Below are 19763 nucleotides of genomic sequence, written 5' to 3'. Positions count from 1 at the left end.
TATTTAACATTTTAATAATACATACTCTGGACCTAATAAATTCTTTAATCTATTTATCACCTTTTGATCCAAATAAATATTCCATCGATTATGTAACTGAAATTTATAATTTATATTTTTTTTTTTATAACAAACATATAATTCAATTTTACCACCTAAAAATGGATAAATAATATTTTTAATATCATTAAAAATTTTTTTATAATTCAATTTATCTTTAATGAATAAAATGATTTTTTTTATGTATTTATTACGCGAAGTATGAATATCTGTAATACCATGTGCAATAAATTTTAATTTTTTATTAAATTTATTTAAAATTGCATGTCCAGAAACAATTAATATATTATCCTTGATCAAAATATTTTTATTTAAAATAATTAATTTATGAAAAATCGTTACTTCAATATGATATATTCCATCTATTAATTGTAAAAATAATATTTTTTGATTGTTTTTAGTCATTTTATAATGTATGGAGGATACAATTCCAAAAATATTTATTAATTTAGACTTTTGATATATATCAATATTTTTAATTCTGATTCCATTCGTATAATTTTTCAATTCATTTAAATATTCTTCAAGAGGATTCCGAGTCAAATAAAACCCTAAAACATCTTTTTCATGATTTAAAATTTCCATACTTAAAAATGTAGAGTAAGAATAATCTTTTAATTGATTATATAAAAAAGTTTTTTCATATTCTATTGGCTGTAACAAAATTAATTGAGAAATATTTTTTGATTGTAAATATTGAATAGATAATTTAATTGCTTTAGGAATTAAAGATATTAAAAATGACCTTGGGATATTGAAAGAATCAAAAGATCCTGAATAAATCAGTTTTTCTAAAACACGTTTATTAATATATTTAGGAGGAATATGCATACAAAATTCAAATAAACTACTAAATTTTTTTATTTTTTTTTTAATTTTTATAATAGTACTTATAACAGATTTTCCTAAACCTTTGATAGCTCCTAAACCGTAAATAATTTCTCTATTAATATTCACCCTAAAAGAATAATGACTAATATTAATATTAGGAGGAACAATAATAATTTTCATATCTAAACATTCTTTAATTAAAACTTTAATTTTATCAGTATTATCAATATCAGAATTCATAACAGCAGCAAGAAATTCTTCTGGATAATTTGCTTTCATCCACAATGTTTGATATGATATTAATGCATAAGCAACAGAATGTGATTTATTAAACCCATAACCCGAAAACTTTTCCAATAAATCAAAAATTTTACTTGATAATACTGTAGAAATACCTTTTTTTTTAGCAGAATTTTGAAAAAATGTACGTTGTTTAGACATTTCTTTGAAATTTTTTTTAGACATTGCACGTTGCAAAATATCTGCTTTAGATAATGTATAACCAGATAATACTTGTGCAATTTTCATTACTTGTTCTTGATATAAAATAATACCATATGTAGATTCTAAAATAGGTTTTAAAGATATATGCTGCCATTTTGGATCAGGATAAGAGATAATTTCTTTACCATGTTTACGATTAATAAAATTATCTACCATACCTGATTGCAAAGGGCCCGGTCTAAAAAGAGCGATTAAAGCAATAATATCTTCAAAACAATCCGGTTGCAAACGTAAAATTAAATCTCTCATCCCTTCAGATTCTAATTGAAATACTGCAATAGTTTTCGCAGTCTTTAACAAAGTAAAACTTTTGGTATCATTGAATGGTATTTGATTTAAAAAAATCCTTTTTTGATTATTGCGATGCAAATACTTATTAATCATGTTTAAAGATGAATGAATAATTGTTAATGTTCGTAATCCTAAAAAATCAAATTTTAATAATCCAACATAGTCAATATCATTTTTATCGAATTGCGTAACAAAAATATCATTATCATCGCGTTGTAAAGGTGTAAAATTAGTTAATTTATTTGGAGCAATGACAATACCTCCAGCATGTTTCCCTGTATTTCTAATCACACCTTCTAATTTTTTAGATATATCAATAATTTTTTTTACCTCTACATCTTTTTTATATAATTTAATCAAATCAAATTCTTTCGATAAAGATTTTTCTAATGTAATACCAATATCTAATGGTATTAATTGAGAAATTTTGTTCACAAAACCATATGGATATCCTAAGGATCTTCCAACATCTCTAATCACAGATCTAGCAGACATAGTTCCAAAAGTAATAATTTGAGATACTTTATCTTTTCCATAAACACTCGCAACATGCTCAATAACTAAATCTCTTTTTTCCATGCAAAAATCAATGTCAAAATCCGGCATAGATGTTCTATCTGGATTTAAGAATCGTTCAAACAATAAATCAAAAGATAAAGGATCTAATTCTGTAATTCCTAAAGAATAAGCTACCAAAGAACCAGCTCCAGAACCTCTTCCCGGACCAACAGGAATATCATTTTTTTTAGCCCATTGAATAAATTCCATTACAATTAAAAAATAACTCGGAAAATTCATTTTATTAATAATATTTAATTCTAAAGATAACCTTTCTTGATATTTTTTATAAATTTTTTTTCTCTCTTGAGGATTTTGATATAATTCTTTCAAACGAATTTGCATTCCTTGAACACTTTTAGTAATTAAAAAATCTTTTATATCTATAGAATTTGTACAAAATTTTGGAATAAAGTAATTTCCTGTAGATATACTAATATTACAACGTTTTGCAATTTCTATAGTATTTTTTAAAGCTGATGGAATATCAAAAAATAAATCTAACATCTCTTTTTCAGTTTTAAAATACTGCTCTTGACTATATTGATAATAAAACTTTTCAGAATTAATTGAAACACCTTGATAAATGGATACTTTAATTTTATGAACATAAAAATCTTTTTTATTTATAAAACAAACATCATTAGTGGCAACGATAGGAATTTTATAAATTTTAGATAGCTTGATAACATATTGTATATATATTTCTTCATACATTCTACTTGTTCTATGAATTTCAAAATAATACGAATTCTTAAAATATTGATTATAAAAAGATATAAAATGATCAATAATTTCATAGTTTTTATAAATAATATTTTTTCCAAAATCACCATTAAAACCACCAGAAAGAATAATAAGACCTGTTCTATATTTTACTAAACAATCTTGAGTAATTACAATATCATCTTTTAAAAAAAATGTATCATTTTTTTTCGTACGAGCTTTTGAAACTAATATTATTAAATTTTTATATCCAATATCGTTAGTTGCTAAAATATTAATTTCACTTAAAAAAGTAGAAAATAAAAATTGTACTTTAATTTTTATTCCAAAAATTGGTTTAATTCCAAATTTCATAGAATATTTATAAAATTTAATTACTCCATACAAATTTCCATAATCAGTTATACCTAATGCTGGCATGTTATATAAATAAGATTGTTTAATCAATGCTTTTGGTTTATTTAAACCACTAATAATAGAATAATCACTACGAATAGATAAATGTATAAAATTTGGTTGCATCATATTTAAAATTCTTTCAAAATATTCATAATAATATCGTGCACTAAATTTATAATATATTTACAACATACTTACATATAATATTTGTATAACAAACAAGATCATTATTCACATGAACATAACCTTTAAAAAAAAATAAATTTTTATATTCTTTTTTGATTGTGACTGTAATTATCAATTGATCACCAGGTATAATAAATTTTTTAAATCTTGTTTTTTCAATACCGATAATACAATAAATACCATGAGCATGATTATGTTCTGGGTGATTTAACAATGATAAAGCTATTGCAGATTGTGATATAGATTCTATGGTTAATACTCCAGGGAAAATAAATTTTGACGGAAAATGACCTTGTAATAATGGATCATTGAGACTGATATTTTTTAAAACTCGAATACTATTTTGATTTTTATAAGACAGAATTCTATCAATTAATAAAAAAGGGTATCTATGAGGTATTAAATTTAAAATACTATGCAAATTAAAATTTAAAAATGGTCTTTTCAAAACAAATTAACCTTATATTTTATTAACAATATACTACCAATGATAATTCATATTAAATTGTAAAGGTTCTAAAGAATTTTTATTCGTATATAATACTGGAAAAGAATAAGATAAAGAGATTGGTCCAACAGGAGATATCCATTTTATTTGAACACCTGTAGAAATATTCATATTATATGGATTATTATAATTATGTATCTTATAAGATACATTTCGTATAGTATTTTTCCAAAAGGTATCCCATAAATTTCCAAAATCTAAAAATAAAGAGGTTTCAAAATAATGGTCATAATATTTATTTAAAAGAAAAAAATTCGGTATTATTAAATCTAATTTACTGAGAATAAAAATATTCCCTCCAATAGAATAATTAGATTTCAAAGAATTAGATTCTAAGATTATAGATTTTTTATTTATATTCATACCATTATAATTAATACATCGTGGACCAATACTATTATTCATAAAACCACGAACATTATTATTTTCATGAAAAGAAAAATTTTCATAAAAAGGAAAATCGTTTCTATGAAAATTACTTCCAAAACCCATATTCAAAAAAGTGTGTAAAACATACTTAAACGATTTTAAAAGAGATAAATATTTTTCAAAAGAAAATGATATTTTGTAAAAATTATTAAATCCACCAGGTAAAGAAAATTTTACATTAAGAACCGATTTTACTCCTGCATCAGGAAAATTAGTTTCTAAAATACTATTATATTTCCATATATATGTAATCATAATGTTCGAATTTTTTTTATAATCTAAAATACAATCATGAATATTATTTTCGAGAAATTTAATATGTTTCCATAATGTAATCTCATTGTTCAAATTTAAAATATTATTTACAATATATCCAAAAATTAATTTTACATGTTGATATTCCGAAAAAGTGCATTTTATATTTTCTTCTAATCCATAATTTTTGTTTTTATAAAATAAAATATTTTTTATATTATTTTGTACATAATTATAGAAAATTCGATTACTAAAAATAACATTATGTAAAAAAACTTGGTATTTGTATAATAAATCAATATAATTATGATAATTATTATGGATAATATGCATTACAGATTTTATATTGTATCCCATCCAATAATCATGATCTAATTGAAAACGTATATTTAAACCACTAAATGTACTATATCCACAATTTATATTTAAAGTATTTGGATTTTTTTCACGAATAGTATAGATAATCTTTACATCACTACCAATTATATCATCTTTAATAATTTTAATATCTACATTATCAATGTAATTTATTTTTCGTATATTTTTTTTACTTTCTTGTATGATATTTAAATTTACATACGATCCAACGAAAATTTTTTTCATAGCACCATGTAAATCTATATTGTGAATTATTTTATTACCATTGATCACAATTTTTTTAATTAAAAATCTATTTTGTAGATCAATATAAATATGTAAAATAATTTTTCTACTATTAATATTTAATATTAATGGTTTTAAAAAAATTTTACATTGTAAAAAACCTATATTTTCAAAAAAATTTTCTATTTTCTTTTGCAATAATAGTATTTGATTTACATCGTATTTTTGGTGTAAATTCGAATTATGGATGATTTTTTGAATATCTATTTGGTATCTACCAAAATTACCATCAAGAACTATAGAAGAAAGTGTATACTGTAAACCTTCAAATATATTTAAAAATATTAAAAAATATTTTTTATGTTTCAAAATGGAAAACTGAATATTTTTTACTAAAAAACTAATATATCCATTTGTATAATATAAATTTTTTAAATATATTAAATGTTTTTTAAAATTTACATTATTATATTTTTTATGATGAAAAATAAATTTTTGAAATAAATCTGGATAAAAATTTAAAAAAGAAATAATTTTTTTATAAGAAAAAAATTTATTTCCAGAAACATTAATATCTCGAAATAAAAATTTTCTTCCTTCAATAATATTGATTTTTAAAAAAATGTATTTTTTTTTTATAAAACAAAAATGAATATTAATTTTTGTATTATACATTTCAATATTATTATATAATTTTTTAATTATATTTTGTAATTTAAATAATTTTTTTTTTTCTGTAAAATTATCATTTCTAATACCAAAAGATCTTAAAGTATCTAATATAATTTTTTTTTTAAATTTTCTATTTCCAATAATAGTAATATTTTTCAGAATATATTTTTCTTCAAATAAAATAATTATTTTGTTTCTTTTTTGTAAAAGAGTAATATGATTAAAAAAACCAGTTTTATATAATTTTAAGATATTTTTTTTAATACTATCATAAGCCACTAAATGTCCATAATAAATCTTGCAATCATCTAAAATATGTAATTGAGACATATGATGTAAACCTAGAATATTTATTTTTTTAATATATATGTCTGTACTAGCAAAACAAATGTTGCTATAAAAAAGAAAAAAAAGTAATAAAATACACCGTATGATTAACATATATATTATATATCTCAAATCTAAAATAATGAACATTAACAATATTAATTACAAAAATTACTCACAATTACAATAACTATAAAAACACTAAGTAATATTTTACCCAAATGATATAAAATAAAAAATTTTTATAAATTATTCAAAATTAAAATTGCATAATTTCTTTTTCTTTATGTAAAAGTATATCATTGATCTTTTTAATGTAATCATCTGTTATTTTTTGTATTGTATGTTGCATACTATGCTCTGTATCATTATTAATAGTTTTTTCTTTAATATATTTTTTTAATCTTTCATTTGCATTACGTCGAATATTACGCATATTAACACGTGTTTTTTCAGCTTCAGAACGTACTAATTTAAACAAATTTTTTCTTCTATCTTCTGTTAAAGAAGGTAAAATAATTTTAATTATATTACCTTGTACTAGTGGCGAAATTTCTAATTTGGAATTCAAAATGGAATTTTCGATATCACGAATAATAGAATAATCAAATACGCTAATCTTTAAAGTATTAGAATTTTCAACAGTTATATTAGATATTTTTTTTAATGGCATTTTTTTACCAAAATAATCTATTGCAATATTATCTAATAAATTGGGAGATGCCCTTCCAGTTCGAAAACTATAAATGATGTTTTGAAAAGATTGTAAGGATTTTTCCATACGAACCTTCAAATCCTGTATTAAAATAGTATTCATATATATTCTCTACATAAATAATTAAAAAATTGTAAAAACTATCAGTATAAATATCTCATCAACTAGTAATTAAAGTTCCTTCTGTGTTACCTTGTAAGATACGAGAAAGAATATTATTATGATAAATATTAAAAATATGAACAGGAATATTATAATCTCTTGCTAAAATAAAAGCTGTTAAATCCATCACTTTAAATTCTTTTTGTAAAACATCTTGGTAATTTAATTTTTTATAAAAAAAAGCATCAGGATATTTATTGGGATCTTGAGAATATATTCCATTCACTTTAGTACCTTTGAAGATAATATCCGAGTTAGTTTCAATAGCTCTTACACATGCAGCAGAATCTGTGGTAAAAAAGGGATTACCCATACCACCACAAAAAATTATCACTACTGAATTAGATAATAATTTCATAGCTTTTTCTAAATTATATTTTTTACATACATTATCTATAGTAATAGAAGACATTAAACATACAGGAATATTATATCGTTCAAAAATATCCTTAAGAAATAAACCATTAATTATTGTAGATAACATACCTATATAATCAGAAGAAACCCTATTTATACCTAATTTTGATAAAAAAGATCCTCGAAATAAATTACCACCACCAATTACTAAACTAATTTCAATACCATTTTTAACTAAAAATCGTATTTCTTTCACAATATTATAAATTAAACAGTTTTTAAAATTAACTTTATCAACCCCTTTTATTACTTCTCCGCTCATTTTGAGTAAAATACGTTTATATATAAATTTCATACAGTTTGCAATCATGATTATAAAATATATAAGCATTATAACATGTATTTTAAAAAATATTTTATATTTCTTCACCTAATTCAAAACGTATAAATTGTACAATCTTAAAATTATTTTGCAATAGAAAATCTTTCATAACAATATCAGTATCAAAAACACATGATTGTTCTAACAAACAAATATTTTGAATAAATTTTTCTATTCTTCCACTAACGATCTTTTGTGCAATAAATTCTGGTTTTCCTGATTTCATAGCAATATCTACTTGTATTTCTTTTTCTCGTTCAAGGATTGCATTTGGAATACTCTCACGTTTTAAATAATCAGGATTATTTGCAATAATATGCATTGATATCTTTTTCATTACTAAGGTATTATAAGATTCAGAACTTAATAAAACACCGATTTTATTTCTATGTATGTACGAAAAAAGGAACTCTCCATTTAATATCGAAAATCTACGAATAACAATATTTTCACCAAACTGAGCAATTAAAGATAATCTTTCTTTTTTAAAAAAATCATTTAATAAATTCAGATGATAAATTTTTTCTTTATGTATTGTATATAATATTTTTTGAGCAAATTGAACAAAATTCGCATGTTGTTCAACAAAATCAGTTTCACAATTTAATTCCAAAATACAAGAATATTGTTCTAATACATGTGTTGCAATGATCCCTCTAAGAGTAGAATTTTTAATTTTATTTTCTGCTTTTACATATCCTCTTTTTTTTAATATAACAATAGCTTTATCAAAATTACCATCAGAATCTATCAATGCTTTTTTACAATCTAAAATTCCAATACCAGATTTTAAACGTAATTTTTTAATAAGCTCTTTATTAATATGCACTATATTTTTTCCTTATCAAATTATACCTATTTAAAAGGGCAAAAAAATAATTTACTTCAAATATTATAATATAAAAATTATTTATTAGATTGAAAAACAATATCCTCAATATCACTAGATATATAATTTACAATAGTTTTTAAATACAAATTAATTGCACGAATAGCATCATCATTACCTGGAATTATAAAATCTATACCATCAGGACTTGCATTAGTATCTACTATTGAGAATACTGGAATACCTAAAGTATTTGCTTCTTGGATAGCAATTTTTTCATGCTTTGCATCTATAATAAATAAAACATCAGGTAATCCATGCATATTTTTAATACCACCTAAACTATTTTCTAACTTTAATAATTCTCTTGATCTAATTAAACCTTCTTTTTTTGTCAATTTTGATAAAGTTCCATCTTTCATTTGTACTTCTAATTCTCTTAATCGAATAATAGATTGACAGACAGTTTTCCAGTTTGTTAACATACCTCCAAGCCATCTTTTATTAACATAAAATTGATTACAAAATATTGCAGACTGTTTAATCATTTTGCTAGCAGGTTTTTTAGTTCCTACAAATAATATTTTTCCTTTACGAACATGAATTTTTTTTAGTTCTATTAAAGCAGATTGAAACATTGGTAAAGTTCTTTCCAAATTAATAATATGTACTCGATTACGAGAACCAAAAATAAAAGGCTTCATTTTAGGATTCCAATAACGAGTTTGATGTCCAAAATGAACACCTGCTTTTATCATATCATGCATAGAAATCATACTCAAAATAATTCCCTCAAAAGTAATAAATAACAATTATATTTCATAATATTCATAGTATTTCAATTGATTAACATGTATTATAAATATAATATATCATTAAGGATTATAAAAATAATAAGTTTATATTAAACTAAATAAAACTTTTTTTCCAATAAAATAAAATAAAAAATATTTACAATCGTATAATATGTATTATATATTATTAAATAAAATATTGATATCAAAATGAAAATTTCCATAAAAAATTCTGAAGAAATTAAGAAAATGCGAATTTCTGGAAAATTAGCCAGCCAAGTATTAGAAATGATTACACCATATGTAGTTGCTGGAATTACAACAGAACACTTAGATTACATTTGTCATAACTATATTGTTGAAAAACAAAATGCTATTCCAGCTTGTTTAGGATACCAAGGATTTCCAAAATCAACATGTATTTCTGTAAATGAAGTTGTATGTCATGGCATTCCTAATAACACCGAATTAAAACATGGAGATATCGTAAATATTGATGTCACCATCATAAAAAATCAATACCATGCTGATACATCAAAAATGTTTATTGTTGGAAATACAAATTCTATTGCAAAAAAATTATGCTATACAGCAAAGAAAATATTATATGAAACCTTTTCAGTAATCAAACCAAATATTCCTATCAACATCATTGGCAAAACAATACAAAAAAATATTCATAAAACACCTTTTTCTATTGTCACAGAATATTGTGGACACGGAATTGGAAAAGAATTTCACGAAGATCCATATATTTTACATTATTTTAATAAAAATAATAAAATATTATTTAAAGAAGGTATGGTATTTACTATAGAACCCATTATAAATTCTGGAAAAAGTGATGTCATTTGTATGGATGATAGTTGGACTATTAAAACAAAAGATAATAGTTTATCCGCACAATACGAACATACAATTTTAGTCACTAAAAATGGATGCGAAATCTTAACAAAAAGAAAAACTGAAAATATAAAAAACATATATATTAATATGTAAAATAGATCAAAAATAAAAAAATTATCAATCCACTATATTAATAATACAGAGTATGTTTATGGAAAAATTAGAAAAGATTATAAATAAAATTTTTGAAAAAAAAGAACATATTAATTTTAATAAAATGAATATTGAATATTCCCATGCAATTAAGAAAACCATTGAACTTCTTGATCAAGGTAAAATACAGGTATCAACAAAAATATCAGGATCATGGATTACTCACCAATGGATTAAAAAAGCAATTTTATTATATTTTTGTATCCAAAAAAATAAAATAACTAGAGGCATTAAAAATACTTTTTATGACAAAATCCCCCTCAAATATGAACATATTACAGAACAGGAATTAAAAAAAAATAATATTCGTATTGTACCACCAGCTACAATCCGAAAGGGTGCATTTATTGCACAAAATACTGTACTAATGCCTTCTTATGTTAATATTGGTGCTTATATTAATCAAAATACTATGATAGATACATGGTCTACTGTTGGATCTTGTGCATACATTGGAAAAAATGTACATATATCAGGTGGTGTAGGTATAGGAGGTGTACTAGAACCAATCCAAAGTAATCCAACAATTATTGAAGACAATTGTTTTATTGGCGCACGTTCTGAAATTGTGGAAGGTGTAATTGTAGAAAAAGGATCAGTAATTTCTATGGGAGTATATATTGGACAAAGTACAAGAATTTATAATAGAGAAACAGAAGAAATTACATATGGCAAAATACCTTCTGGGTCTGTAGTGGTTTCTGGTACTTTACCGTCAAAAAACAAAAAATATAACTTATATTGCGCAGTTATTGTTAAAAAAGTAGATACAAAAACACTCAAAAAAGTAGAAATTAATGAATTATTACGAAATATTCAATAATGAATTGAAATATTCAGATCCAAGAAAAATATATGGATCTGAAAATTTTATAAAACTATCTTAGTTAAAAAACTATGTAATATAATAAAAATACAATATTAATATAGTAATTTACTAAATACTACAATCAAAATCAATAAACAATCGTACTTTATAATCTTAAAAGAAAATAATTCATATATAACACAATAGTTTTAATTATTCCAATTGCACAACTACATTCATAAAAACTATTTTTAAAATATCATAATATTTCATAATCAAAAATAAAAATTTAACTAATACACGATCACCACTATTCAACATAATAATATTATCAATAATATTATAAAATAAATATCCTATTAGGAGAAATAATGGAATTATTATCAGGCTCAGATATGGTCATTCGATCATTAATAGATCAAGGAATAAAACATATTTTCGGATATCCTGGAGGTGCGGTATTAGATATCTATGATTCTTTAAAAAAAAATACTGATATTAAACACATATTAGTACGACATGAACAAGCTGCTACACATATGGCAGATGGATATGCAAGAGCTACAGGGAAAGTGGGAGTCGTATTAGTAACTTCTGGACCTGGTGCCACTAATTCTATTACAGGAATTGCAACAGCATATATGGATTCTATTCCCATGATTGTTATTTCTGGACAAGTCGATTCATCTTTAATTGGATACGATGCATTTCAAGAATGCGATATGTTAGGCATTTCAAGACCAATAGTAAAACATAGTTTTTTAATCACAAATACCGAAGATATTCCTATGATATTTAAAAAATCCTTTTGGATAGCATCAACAGGTAGACCAGGACCAGTAGTTATTGATCTACCAAAAGATATTTTGAATGCAAAAAATAAAAAACCATATTTTTGGCCAAAAAAACCTTATATACGATCATACAATCCTATAATTCATGGAAATAAAAAACAAATAAAAAAAATATTAAAAATATTATTAAAAGCAAAACAACCTATATTATATATTGGAGGAGGAGTTGTAAACTCTAATAGTACAAAAGAATTAAAAAAATTCGCGGAACTACTAAAAATACCAGTTACTAATTCTCTAATGGCTCTTGGAGCTTTTCCAGGAACACACGTACAAAATCTTCACATGCTCGGAATGCATGGAACTTATGAAGCAAACATGGCTATACACTATTCCGATGTTATTTTAGCTATTGGAGTGAGATTTGATGATCGTACTACAAATAATTTAAAAAAATATTGTCCTACAGCAAAAATTTTACACATAGATATAGACCCTACATCAATATCTAAAACAGTCTCTGCAGATATACCAATTGTTGGAGATGCAAAAAAAATATTACAATGTTTATTAAAAATTCTGGATGAAAACAAAACATTAATAAAAAATTATAATATTCAACCATGGTGGGAAAAAATTAAAATATGGAAAAATAAAAAAAGTTTACAATACAATAAAATGAGCAATAAGATAAAACCTCAAAATGTGATAAAAACTTTATGGAATCTTACAAATGGAAAAGCATATATCACATCCGATGTTGGACAACATCAAATGTTTGCAGCATTATATTATTTATTTGAAAAACCAAGAAGATGGATTAATTCAGGTGGACTAGGTACCATGGGTTTTGGTTTACCAGCAGCATTAGGAGTTAAAATAGCCTTTCCTAAAAAAATGGTTATTTGTATTACTGGAGATGGTAGTATTCAAATGAATATTCAAGAACTTTCTACAGCAATGCAATATAAATTACCAATATTAATACTGAATTTAAATAATCAATCCTTGGGAATGGTCAAACAATGGCAAAATATCATTTATGAAGAAAGACATTCTCATTCATATATGAAGTCATTACCAAATTTTATAAAATTATCAGAATCTTATGGACATATTGGAATTTCTATTATTAATAATCAAGAATTAGAAGAAAAATTAAAAGTCGCATTACAAAAACTCAAAGAAGGAAATCTGGTCTTTATAGATGTAAAAATTGATCATACTGAACATGTATATCCTATGCAAATTCGAGGTGGGGGAATGAATGAAATGTGGTTTAGAGAATAAAGGGATGATAAAAAACTATGAAAACAATGCTATTAATATTATTAGAAAATGAACCAGGCGCCTTGTCTAGAGTAGTCGGTTTATTTTCACAAAGAGGATATAACATAGATAACTTATCTGTTTGTCCAACAGAAGACACTTCAATATCTACTGTTACAATACAAACTAGCGGAGATCAAAAAATAATTGAAAAAATTGAAAAACAATTACATAAACTCATTAATATATTAAAAATTCAAATCATACACCATCAACAATATATAGAAAAAGAACTTGCTCTTATTAAAATTCAGGCATCTAAGTATGAAATACAAAATATAAAAAAAATTTTAGAAAAATTTCACAGTCAAATTATAAAAGAATTTTGCCCAATATATACTATTCAAATTCTTGAAAATAACACTCAAATCAATAATTTTTTAAATATAATAAAAAAACATTCTAAAATTATAAATATTTCTCGATCAGGAACTATTATTATTTAATCACGAAATAACAATATAAAAGAATTACAATTAATATTCAAAGATTACATATATTAATTATAAAAAATATTATTAACTTCATTATGAATACTTTATTACACAAAACAGTAATGTTGGAAGAATCTATTCAAGCACTAAAAATAAAAAAAAATGGTATATATATCGATTGTACTTTTGGTGCTGGAGGACATTCTTTAAAAATATTAAAAAATTTAAATAAAGATGGAAAATTATATGCTATTGATAGAGATCCATATGCAATTAACATTGCAAAAAAAATATTAGATCATCGATTACAAATCATTCACGGAAATTTTTCTGATATTGATATTTTCGTAAAAAAATATAATATCAATAAAAAAATTGATGGTATTATACTAGATTTAGGAGTCTCGTCCATGCAATTAATGTTTAAAGATAGAGGTTTTTCATTTAAACTAGATGGACCATTAGATATGAGGATGAATCCAACAGAAGGAATATCTGCTACTACATGGATCAATTCTAGTACAAAAAAAGAAATAGCATATGTTTTAAAAACATTCGGAGAAGAAAAATTTGCAAATAAAATTGCTGCAATAATTGAAAAAAAAAAAAAAAATCAACCAATTACAACAACTTTAGAATTATCTAAAATTATTCAATCAGTAATATTTAAAAAAAAAAAACGTCAACACCCAGCAACAAAAAGTTTTCAAGCAATTCGAATTTTTATTAATCAAGAATTATATGCAATAAAAATATTTTTACAAAAAATACTAAAATTTTTAAATAAAAATGCTCGCATTGTTGTCATTAGTTTTCATTCATTAGAAGATAGAATTATAAAACAATTTATGGTACAAAATAGTTGTATACCTCATATACCAAATGGAATACCGATATCTGAAAAAAATATAAAATTATTGTATCAAAAAAATATAAAAATTGTTGATAGGATTTTTCCAACTACAAAAGAAATTATAGATAATCCAAAGTCAAGAAGTGCTATTTTAAGAATAGCGGAATATATACAATAATTATAAAATTTTTTGCATATAAAATATAAAATATTGATGATACTCAATATATTGTAAAGATTTCTTTTAATTAAAAATAATAATATGTAAAAATTATACATGAAAATCATATTTATGATTATAAATATATAAAAAGTAATTTATTATTAAATAGGTTAAAATTATCATGATGAATCAAAAACAAGAAACATTGGTAGCAGGATTAGAAATAGGAACTACCAAAGTTGTTGTTTTAATTGGAAAAATTTTAGAAAATAATAATATTAATATTGTCGGAATAGGAAAATGTTCCTCCAAAGGAATTAGTGTAGGAAATATTAATGATTTAAATTCTGTAACTAAATGTATTAAAAAAAGCATAGATGAAGCAGAAAAAACTGCACAATGTAATATTTCTTCTATATATTTATCATTATCTAATAAATATATTCAATGTAAAAATGAAACTGGAATTGTTCCAATCCATAATAACGAAGTCACCACAAAAGATGTACAATATGCTATATATACTGCAAAATCCATTAAATTAAACTACGATTATAATATATTACATGTTATTCCTCAAGAATATGCTATTGACCAAGAACAAGGAATCAAAAATCCAATTGGATTATCTGGATTTCGAATGACTGCTAATGTTCACTTAATTACATATCGAAATCATATTAAAAAAAATATTATAAAAGCTGTTAAAAACTGTAATTTAAAAATTAAAAAAATAATATTTTCAGGATTAGCATCTAGCCAAGCCATATTAACATCCGAAGAAAAAAGTTCTGGAGTTTGTATGATCGATATTGGCGGTGGAAGTATAGAAATTGTAATATACACCAATGGATATATCCAACACAGCGAGGTTATTCCATATGCCGGAAATACTATTACTAATGATATTGCATGTATATTTAATACATCATTCAAAAATGCAGAAATGATCAAAATAAAATACGGATCTACAGTATTATCATCTTTTTCGATACCAGAATTAATAGAATTTTCTAACTTAAATGGAATGAATACTAAAAAAATAAAAAAAGATATATTAATTGAAATTATAGAATCAAGATATTCTGAATTATTAAATATCATTAATGATATTATTATAAAAATACAAAAAAAATTATTTTATTCTAAACAACCATATTTAATTGGATCGGGTATCGTCATTACTGGAGGAAGCGCACAAACAAAATCGTTAAAATGTTTTGCAGAAAAAATTTTTAAAATGCCAGTAAGAATTGGAGTACCCAATAATGTTAAAACAAACAACCAAAATATTCTTCATCCTAGTTATTCCACAGTAATAGGATTATTAAAATATAGTCAAAAAAAATATCATTATCAAAATCATAATAAAACTTTTATATTTAAAAAATGGATTTACAAAATACAAAATTGGTTTCAAAAGATTTCAAATAAACACTAAACTTTTTAAATAGGATATATTATGTTTGAATCTACAGAATTAAGTAATGAAGCAATTATTAAAGTATTAGGTATAGGAGGAGGAGGGGGTAATGCAGTAGAACATATGGTAAGAGAAAAAATAGAAGGAGTAGAATTTTTCGCAATCAATACTGATGCACAAGCACTAAAAAAAATAGAAGTAGGACAAACAATTCAAATTGGTAGTAATATTACCAAAGGATTAGGGGCAGGTGCAAATCCAGAAATTGGAAGACATGCAGCAGAAGAAGATAAAGATTCTATTAATAATGCTCTAAAAGGAGCAGATATGGTATTTATAGCTGCAGGAATGGGAGGAGGTACCGGAACAGGAGCAGCACCTGTTGTAGCTTCTATAGCAAAAGAAATGGGTATTTTAACTGTTGCAGTAATCACAAAACCATTTATATTTGAAGGAAAAAAAAGAATGGTATTTGCCGATCAAGGTATTTTAGAACTTTCAAAATATGTTGATTCATTAATAATTATACCAAATGATAAATTATTAAAAGTATTAAACAGAGGAATTTCTCTACTTGATGCATTTAGTGCTGCAAATAATGTACTAAGAGGTGCAGTACAAGGGATTGCAGAATTAATTACAAAACCAGGATTAATGAATGTAGATTTTGCAGACGTCAGAACTGTAATGTCTGAAATGGGATATGCCATGATGGGAACCGGTTTATCTACTGGAGATAATAGAGCTGAAGAAGCAGCAGAAATTGCTATTTCTAGTCCATTGTTAGAAGATATTGATTTATCAGGTGCAAGAGGAGTATTAGTCAATATTACTGCTGGAATTGATCTTAGATTAGATGAATTTGAAACAGTCGGAAATACCGTGCGATCTTTTTCTTCCGATAATGCAACAGTAGTAATTGGTACTTCATTAGATCCAGAAATGAATGATTCTTTAAGAGTAACAGTAGTGGCAACTGGTATTGGATCTGATAATCATCAAAAAAATGATATTTTATCTCAAAATAATACTAACAAAGAAAAAAAATCAGAATATCGATATCAAAATTTTAATTCATATATGAGAAATAATAATCAGAAAAAAAATATAAAAAATCATTTAGAATGTAATAAAAATCATAAAATAGAATCTAATTACCTAGATATTCCGGCATTTTTAAGAAAAAAAAAATATTAATAATTATCATAATAACAATAAAAAATACAAATATGATTATAATATCCAAATTGAAATTAAAAATTACTAGTACAGCAATCAAAAAAATTTATCAATTAACTCATAAAAAAAATAATACCTATTTAAAATTTAGAATTTATATTATCGGTGGAGGATGTAATGGATTTCAATATCAATTTAAAATAGATAATAAAATACATGATAATGACATTATACTCAAAAAAGAAAAAAATATTATTATTGATTCTATCAGTATACAATATCTTCATGGAGGCGTAATAGATTATATAGAAAATATAGAAGGATCAAAATTTACTGTATCTAACCCTAATGCAAAAACAACATGTAGTTGCGGATCATCATTTAGTATATAAATATTTAAATTATATATTTTATATATAACTTATACAATTATATATCCATACATATGATCATGGATACTTTTGAAGATACAAAATTTTCTTAATATCTATCATTTTTATAAAATTTGTAATTGTATAAGTTATTTAAAATAAATAATATATAAAAATTATATTATATAATATTCTTCTTAAAAATATATATTACCTATATAATCAATATTATATATGATCATCAATGATTTTAATTTTTAAAATAATAATTTATTTTTTCAAACATTATTTAAATACAGATTTTGAATTGATTAAATCAGTAATCGTACCTAAAAAAACCTGTGCAGATAATCCAATAGATTCAGACAACGTAGGATGAGGATGAATAGTTAATGAAATATCTTCTACGTCACAACCCATTTCAATCGCCAATGTAATTTCTGATAATAATTCTCCAGCTTGTCTACCAATAATGATTCCACCAAGAACTTTACGAGTATCTTTATTAATAATTAATTTTGTCATGCCATGAGAACAATTAGATACAATAGCTCTTCCAGAAGCTTTCCAAGGAAAAACAGCAGCTTCATAATTTATATTTTTTTTAATTGCATCATTCTCATTCATTCCTACCCAAGCAATTTCAGGATCAGTATAAGCAACTGCAGGAATAACTATAGGTTCAAAATAATGCTGATATCCAGCTATAACTTCTGCAGCAATATGACCTTGATGTATTCCTTTATGTGCTAATAAAGGATTACCAATAACATCTCCAATAGCATATATATTATTTATATTTGTTCGTAATTGACGATCCACTTGAATAAAATTATTAGAATTAATTTTTACTCCAGCATTTTCTAATTTTAATGGAAGAATATTTGATTTCCTACCAATAGCAACTAATACGGCATCATAAAAAATTTCTTTTTTATCAAAATTAGTATTAGATAAAGTAACTAATATTTGATTATTTTTCACAATTATTTCGTTAATATTTGTTTGTAATAAAATATTAAAATTCTCTGAAAGAGATTTTTTATAAATATTAATAATATCTTGATCTAAAAATGATAATAACCTATTATCACGATCTACAACATCTACCTGAGAACCCAGTGCACTATATAAAGTAGCCATTTCTAAACCAATAATACCAGATCCAATAATCAACATTTTTCGTGGAATAAAACGCAAAGATAAGGCTTCAGTAGAATTCCAAATATATTCACTATTTATAGGAATATTAGGTAAAGCAATTGATTGTGAACCAGTAGCAATAATTACATGATCAAAATGTACAGTAATCATTTCATTTTCATTAACAACAAGTACTGTATTTTTATTTATAAAAGAACCCATTCCATATAATATTTGTACTTTTCTATTTTTTGCCATGTATTTAATACCAGAAGACAATGTAGAAATAATTTCTTGTTTTTTCTTTCTAATAATATCTAAATCAATTTTAGGAGTCTTAAAGAATACACCTTGTTTTGATATCTCTTTTGCTTCTTGAATAACTTTTGCAATATGTAATAAAAATTTTGAAGGAATACATCCAACATTTAAACACACACCACCTAATGAATTATATTTTTCTATTAAAGTAGTTTTTAAACCTAAATCAGAACTTCTAAAAGCTGCTGCATATCCTGCAGGACCAGATCCAATAACTAATACTTGTGTACGAATATCCATCACCATAATGTTTTCCTTAATAAAAATTTTAAATATAATTTAATAAATTCAATAGTAC

General features: G+C 23.6%; 16 protein-coding genes. 8 read left to right on the top strand and 8 right to left on the bottom strand.

Annotated elements, in window-relative coordinates; genetic code table 11:
* Positions 1 to 3 precede the first annotated feature (3 nt).
* The 7 genes from dnaE to rpsB form a co-directional block, all read right to left on the bottom strand.
* A complete protein-coding gene (gene dnaE / locus AB4W53_RS00835) occupies positions 4 to 3495 on the bottom strand; it encodes a DNA polymerase III subunit alpha (RefSeq protein ID WP_367672071.1) in 3492 nt (1163 codons plus the stop codon).
* Between the two features lie 46 nt (positions 3496 to 3541).
* Positions 3542 to 4003: a 3-hydroxyacyl-ACP dehydratase FabZ gene (gene fabZ / locus AB4W53_RS00830; RefSeq protein ID WP_367672069.1), complete on the bottom strand. Its 462-nt coding sequence runs from the start codon at positions 4001 to 4003 to the stop codon at positions 3542 to 3544.
* A 33-nt stretch (positions 4004 to 4036) separates the two neighbouring features.
* Complete coding sequence (gene bamA / locus AB4W53_RS00825) at positions 4037 to 6463, bottom strand: outer membrane protein assembly factor BamA (RefSeq protein ID WP_367672067.1); 2427 nt, start codon at positions 6461 to 6463, stop codon at positions 4037 to 4039.
* Positions 6464 to 6608: 145 nt separating this feature from the next.
* Entirely contained in the window at positions 6609 to 7166 is a 558-nt protein-coding gene (gene frr, locus AB4W53_RS00820) for a ribosome recycling factor (RefSeq protein ID WP_367672065.1), read from the bottom strand.
* A gap of 58 nt (positions 7167 to 7224) precedes the next feature.
* Positions 7225 to 7950 carry a UMP kinase gene (pyrH, locus tag AB4W53_RS00815; RefSeq protein WP_367672122.1) on the bottom strand — a complete coding sequence of 242 codons (726 nt, stop codon included), beginning with the start codon at positions 7948 to 7950 and terminating at the stop codon, positions 7225 to 7227.
* Positions 7951 to 7999: 49 nt separating this feature from the next.
* Positions 8000 to 8794, bottom strand: coding sequence for a translation elongation factor Ts (gene tsf, locus AB4W53_RS00810; protein ID WP_367672064.1), 795 nt, complete (start codon positions 8792 to 8794; stop codon positions 8000 to 8002).
* A gap of 77 nt (positions 8795 to 8871) precedes the next feature.
* Positions 8872 to 9576 (bottom strand): 30S ribosomal protein S2, encoded by a 705-nt coding sequence (gene rpsB, locus AB4W53_RS00805; RefSeq protein WP_367672062.1) that lies wholly within the window; start codon positions 9574 to 9576, stop codon positions 8872 to 8874.
* A 222-nt stretch (positions 9577 to 9798) separates the two neighbouring features.
* On the opposite strand from rpsB, the gene map reads away from it, so the two are divergent.
* From map to erpA, 8 genes are all read left to right on the top strand, one after another.
* Positions 9799 to 10587: a type I methionyl aminopeptidase gene (gene map / locus AB4W53_RS00800; RefSeq protein ID WP_367672060.1), complete on the top strand. Its 789-nt coding sequence runs from the start codon at positions 9799 to 9801 to the stop codon at positions 10585 to 10587.
* Positions 10588 to 10645: 58 nt separating this feature from the next.
* Positions 10646 to 11470 (top strand): 2,3,4,5-tetrahydropyridine-2,6-dicarboxylate N-succinyltransferase, encoded by an 825-nt coding sequence (dapD, locus tag AB4W53_RS00795; protein ID WP_367672058.1) that lies wholly within the window; start codon positions 10646 to 10648, stop codon positions 11468 to 11470.
* Positions 11471 to 11826: 356 nt separating this feature from the next.
* Positions 11827 to 13539: a biosynthetic-type acetolactate synthase large subunit gene (gene ilvB, locus AB4W53_RS00790; RefSeq protein ID WP_367672056.1), complete on the top strand. Its 1713-nt coding sequence runs from the start codon at positions 11827 to 11829 to the stop codon at positions 13537 to 13539.
* 17 nt (positions 13540 to 13556) lie between these two features.
* Positions 13557 to 14024: an acetolactate synthase small subunit gene (gene ilvN / locus AB4W53_RS00785; protein ID WP_367672054.1), complete on the top strand. Its 468-nt coding sequence runs from the start codon at positions 13557 to 13559 to the stop codon at positions 14022 to 14024.
* Between the two features lie 83 nt (positions 14025 to 14107).
* On the top strand, positions 14108 to 15043 hold the full coding sequence (gene rsmH / locus AB4W53_RS00780) for a 16S rRNA (cytosine(1402)-N(4))-methyltransferase RsmH (RefSeq protein ID WP_367672053.1): 936 nt from the start codon (positions 14108 to 14110) through the stop codon (positions 15041 to 15043).
* Between the two features lie 166 nt (positions 15044 to 15209).
* Positions 15210 to 16469, top strand: coding sequence for a cell division protein FtsA (gene ftsA / locus AB4W53_RS00775; protein WP_367672052.1), 1260 nt, complete (start codon positions 15210 to 15212; stop codon positions 16467 to 16469).
* 21 nt (positions 16470 to 16490) lie between these two features.
* A complete protein-coding gene (gene ftsZ / locus AB4W53_RS00770) occupies positions 16491 to 17648 on the top strand; it encodes a cell division protein FtsZ (protein ID WP_367672050.1) in 1158 nt (385 codons plus the stop codon).
* 32 nt (positions 17649 to 17680) lie between these two features.
* Entirely contained in the window at positions 17681 to 18022 is a 342-nt protein-coding gene (gene erpA, locus AB4W53_RS00765) for an iron-sulfur cluster insertion protein ErpA (RefSeq protein ID WP_367672049.1), read from the top strand.
* A gap of 264 nt (positions 18023 to 18286) precedes the next feature.
* On the opposite strand, the gene lpdA is transcribed toward erpA, so the two are convergent.
* Positions 18287 to 19711, bottom strand: a complete 1425-nt coding sequence (gene lpdA, locus AB4W53_RS00760) for a dihydrolipoyl dehydrogenase (protein ID WP_367672048.1) — start codon at positions 19709 to 19711, stop codon at positions 18287 to 18289.
* Positions 19712 to 19763 lie beyond the last annotated feature (52 nt).

Source organism: Buchnera aphidicola (Myzocallis carpini), from assembly GCF_964059025.1.
GTDB lineage: Bacteria > Pseudomonadota > Gammaproteobacteria > Enterobacterales > Enterobacteriaceae > Buchnera_L > Buchnera_L aphidicola_AK.
The sequence above is the reverse complement of the archived record's forward strand: the minus strand, read 5'-3'. Positions and strand labels throughout refer to the sequence as shown.

Coding starts and splice junctions, on each gene's coding strand:
- ftsA (WP_367672052.1), top strand. CDS start 15,210: ATGATGAATCAAAAACAAGAAACATTGGTAGCAGGATTAGAAATAGGA.
- erpA (WP_367672049.1), top strand. CDS start 17,681: ATGATTATAATATCCAAATTGAAATTAAAAATTACTAGTACAGCAATC.
- frr (WP_367672065.1), bottom strand. CDS start 7,166: ATGAATACTATTTTAATACAGGATTTGAAGGTTCGTATGGAAAAATCC.
- lpdA (WP_367672048.1), bottom strand. CDS start 19,711: ATGGTGATGGATATTCGTACACAAGTATTAGTTATTGGATCTGGTCCT.
- ilvB (WP_367672056.1), top strand. CDS start 11,827: ATGGAATTATTATCAGGCTCAGATATGGTCATTCGATCATTAATAGAT.
- map (WP_367672060.1), top strand. CDS start 9,799: ATGAAAATTTCCATAAAAAATTCTGAAGAAATTAAGAAAATGCGAATT.
- dnaE (WP_367672071.1), bottom strand. CDS start 3,495: ATGATGCAACCAAATTTTATACATTTATCTATTCGTAGTGATTATTCT.
- ftsZ (WP_367672050.1), top strand. CDS start 16,491: ATGTTTGAATCTACAGAATTAAGTAATGAAGCAATTATTAAAGTATTA.
- dapD (WP_367672058.1), top strand. CDS start 10,646: ATGGAAAAATTAGAAAAGATTATAAATAAAATTTTTGAAAAAAAAGAA.
- rsmH (WP_367672053.1), top strand. CDS start 14,108: ATGAATACTTTATTACACAAAACAGTAATGTTGGAAGAATCTATTCAA.
- bamA (WP_367672067.1), bottom strand. CDS start 6,463: ATGTTAATCATACGGTGTATTTTATTACTTTTTTTTCTTTTTTATAGC.
- ilvN (WP_367672054.1), top strand. CDS start 13,557: ATGAAAACAATGCTATTAATATTATTAGAAAATGAACCAGGCGCCTTG.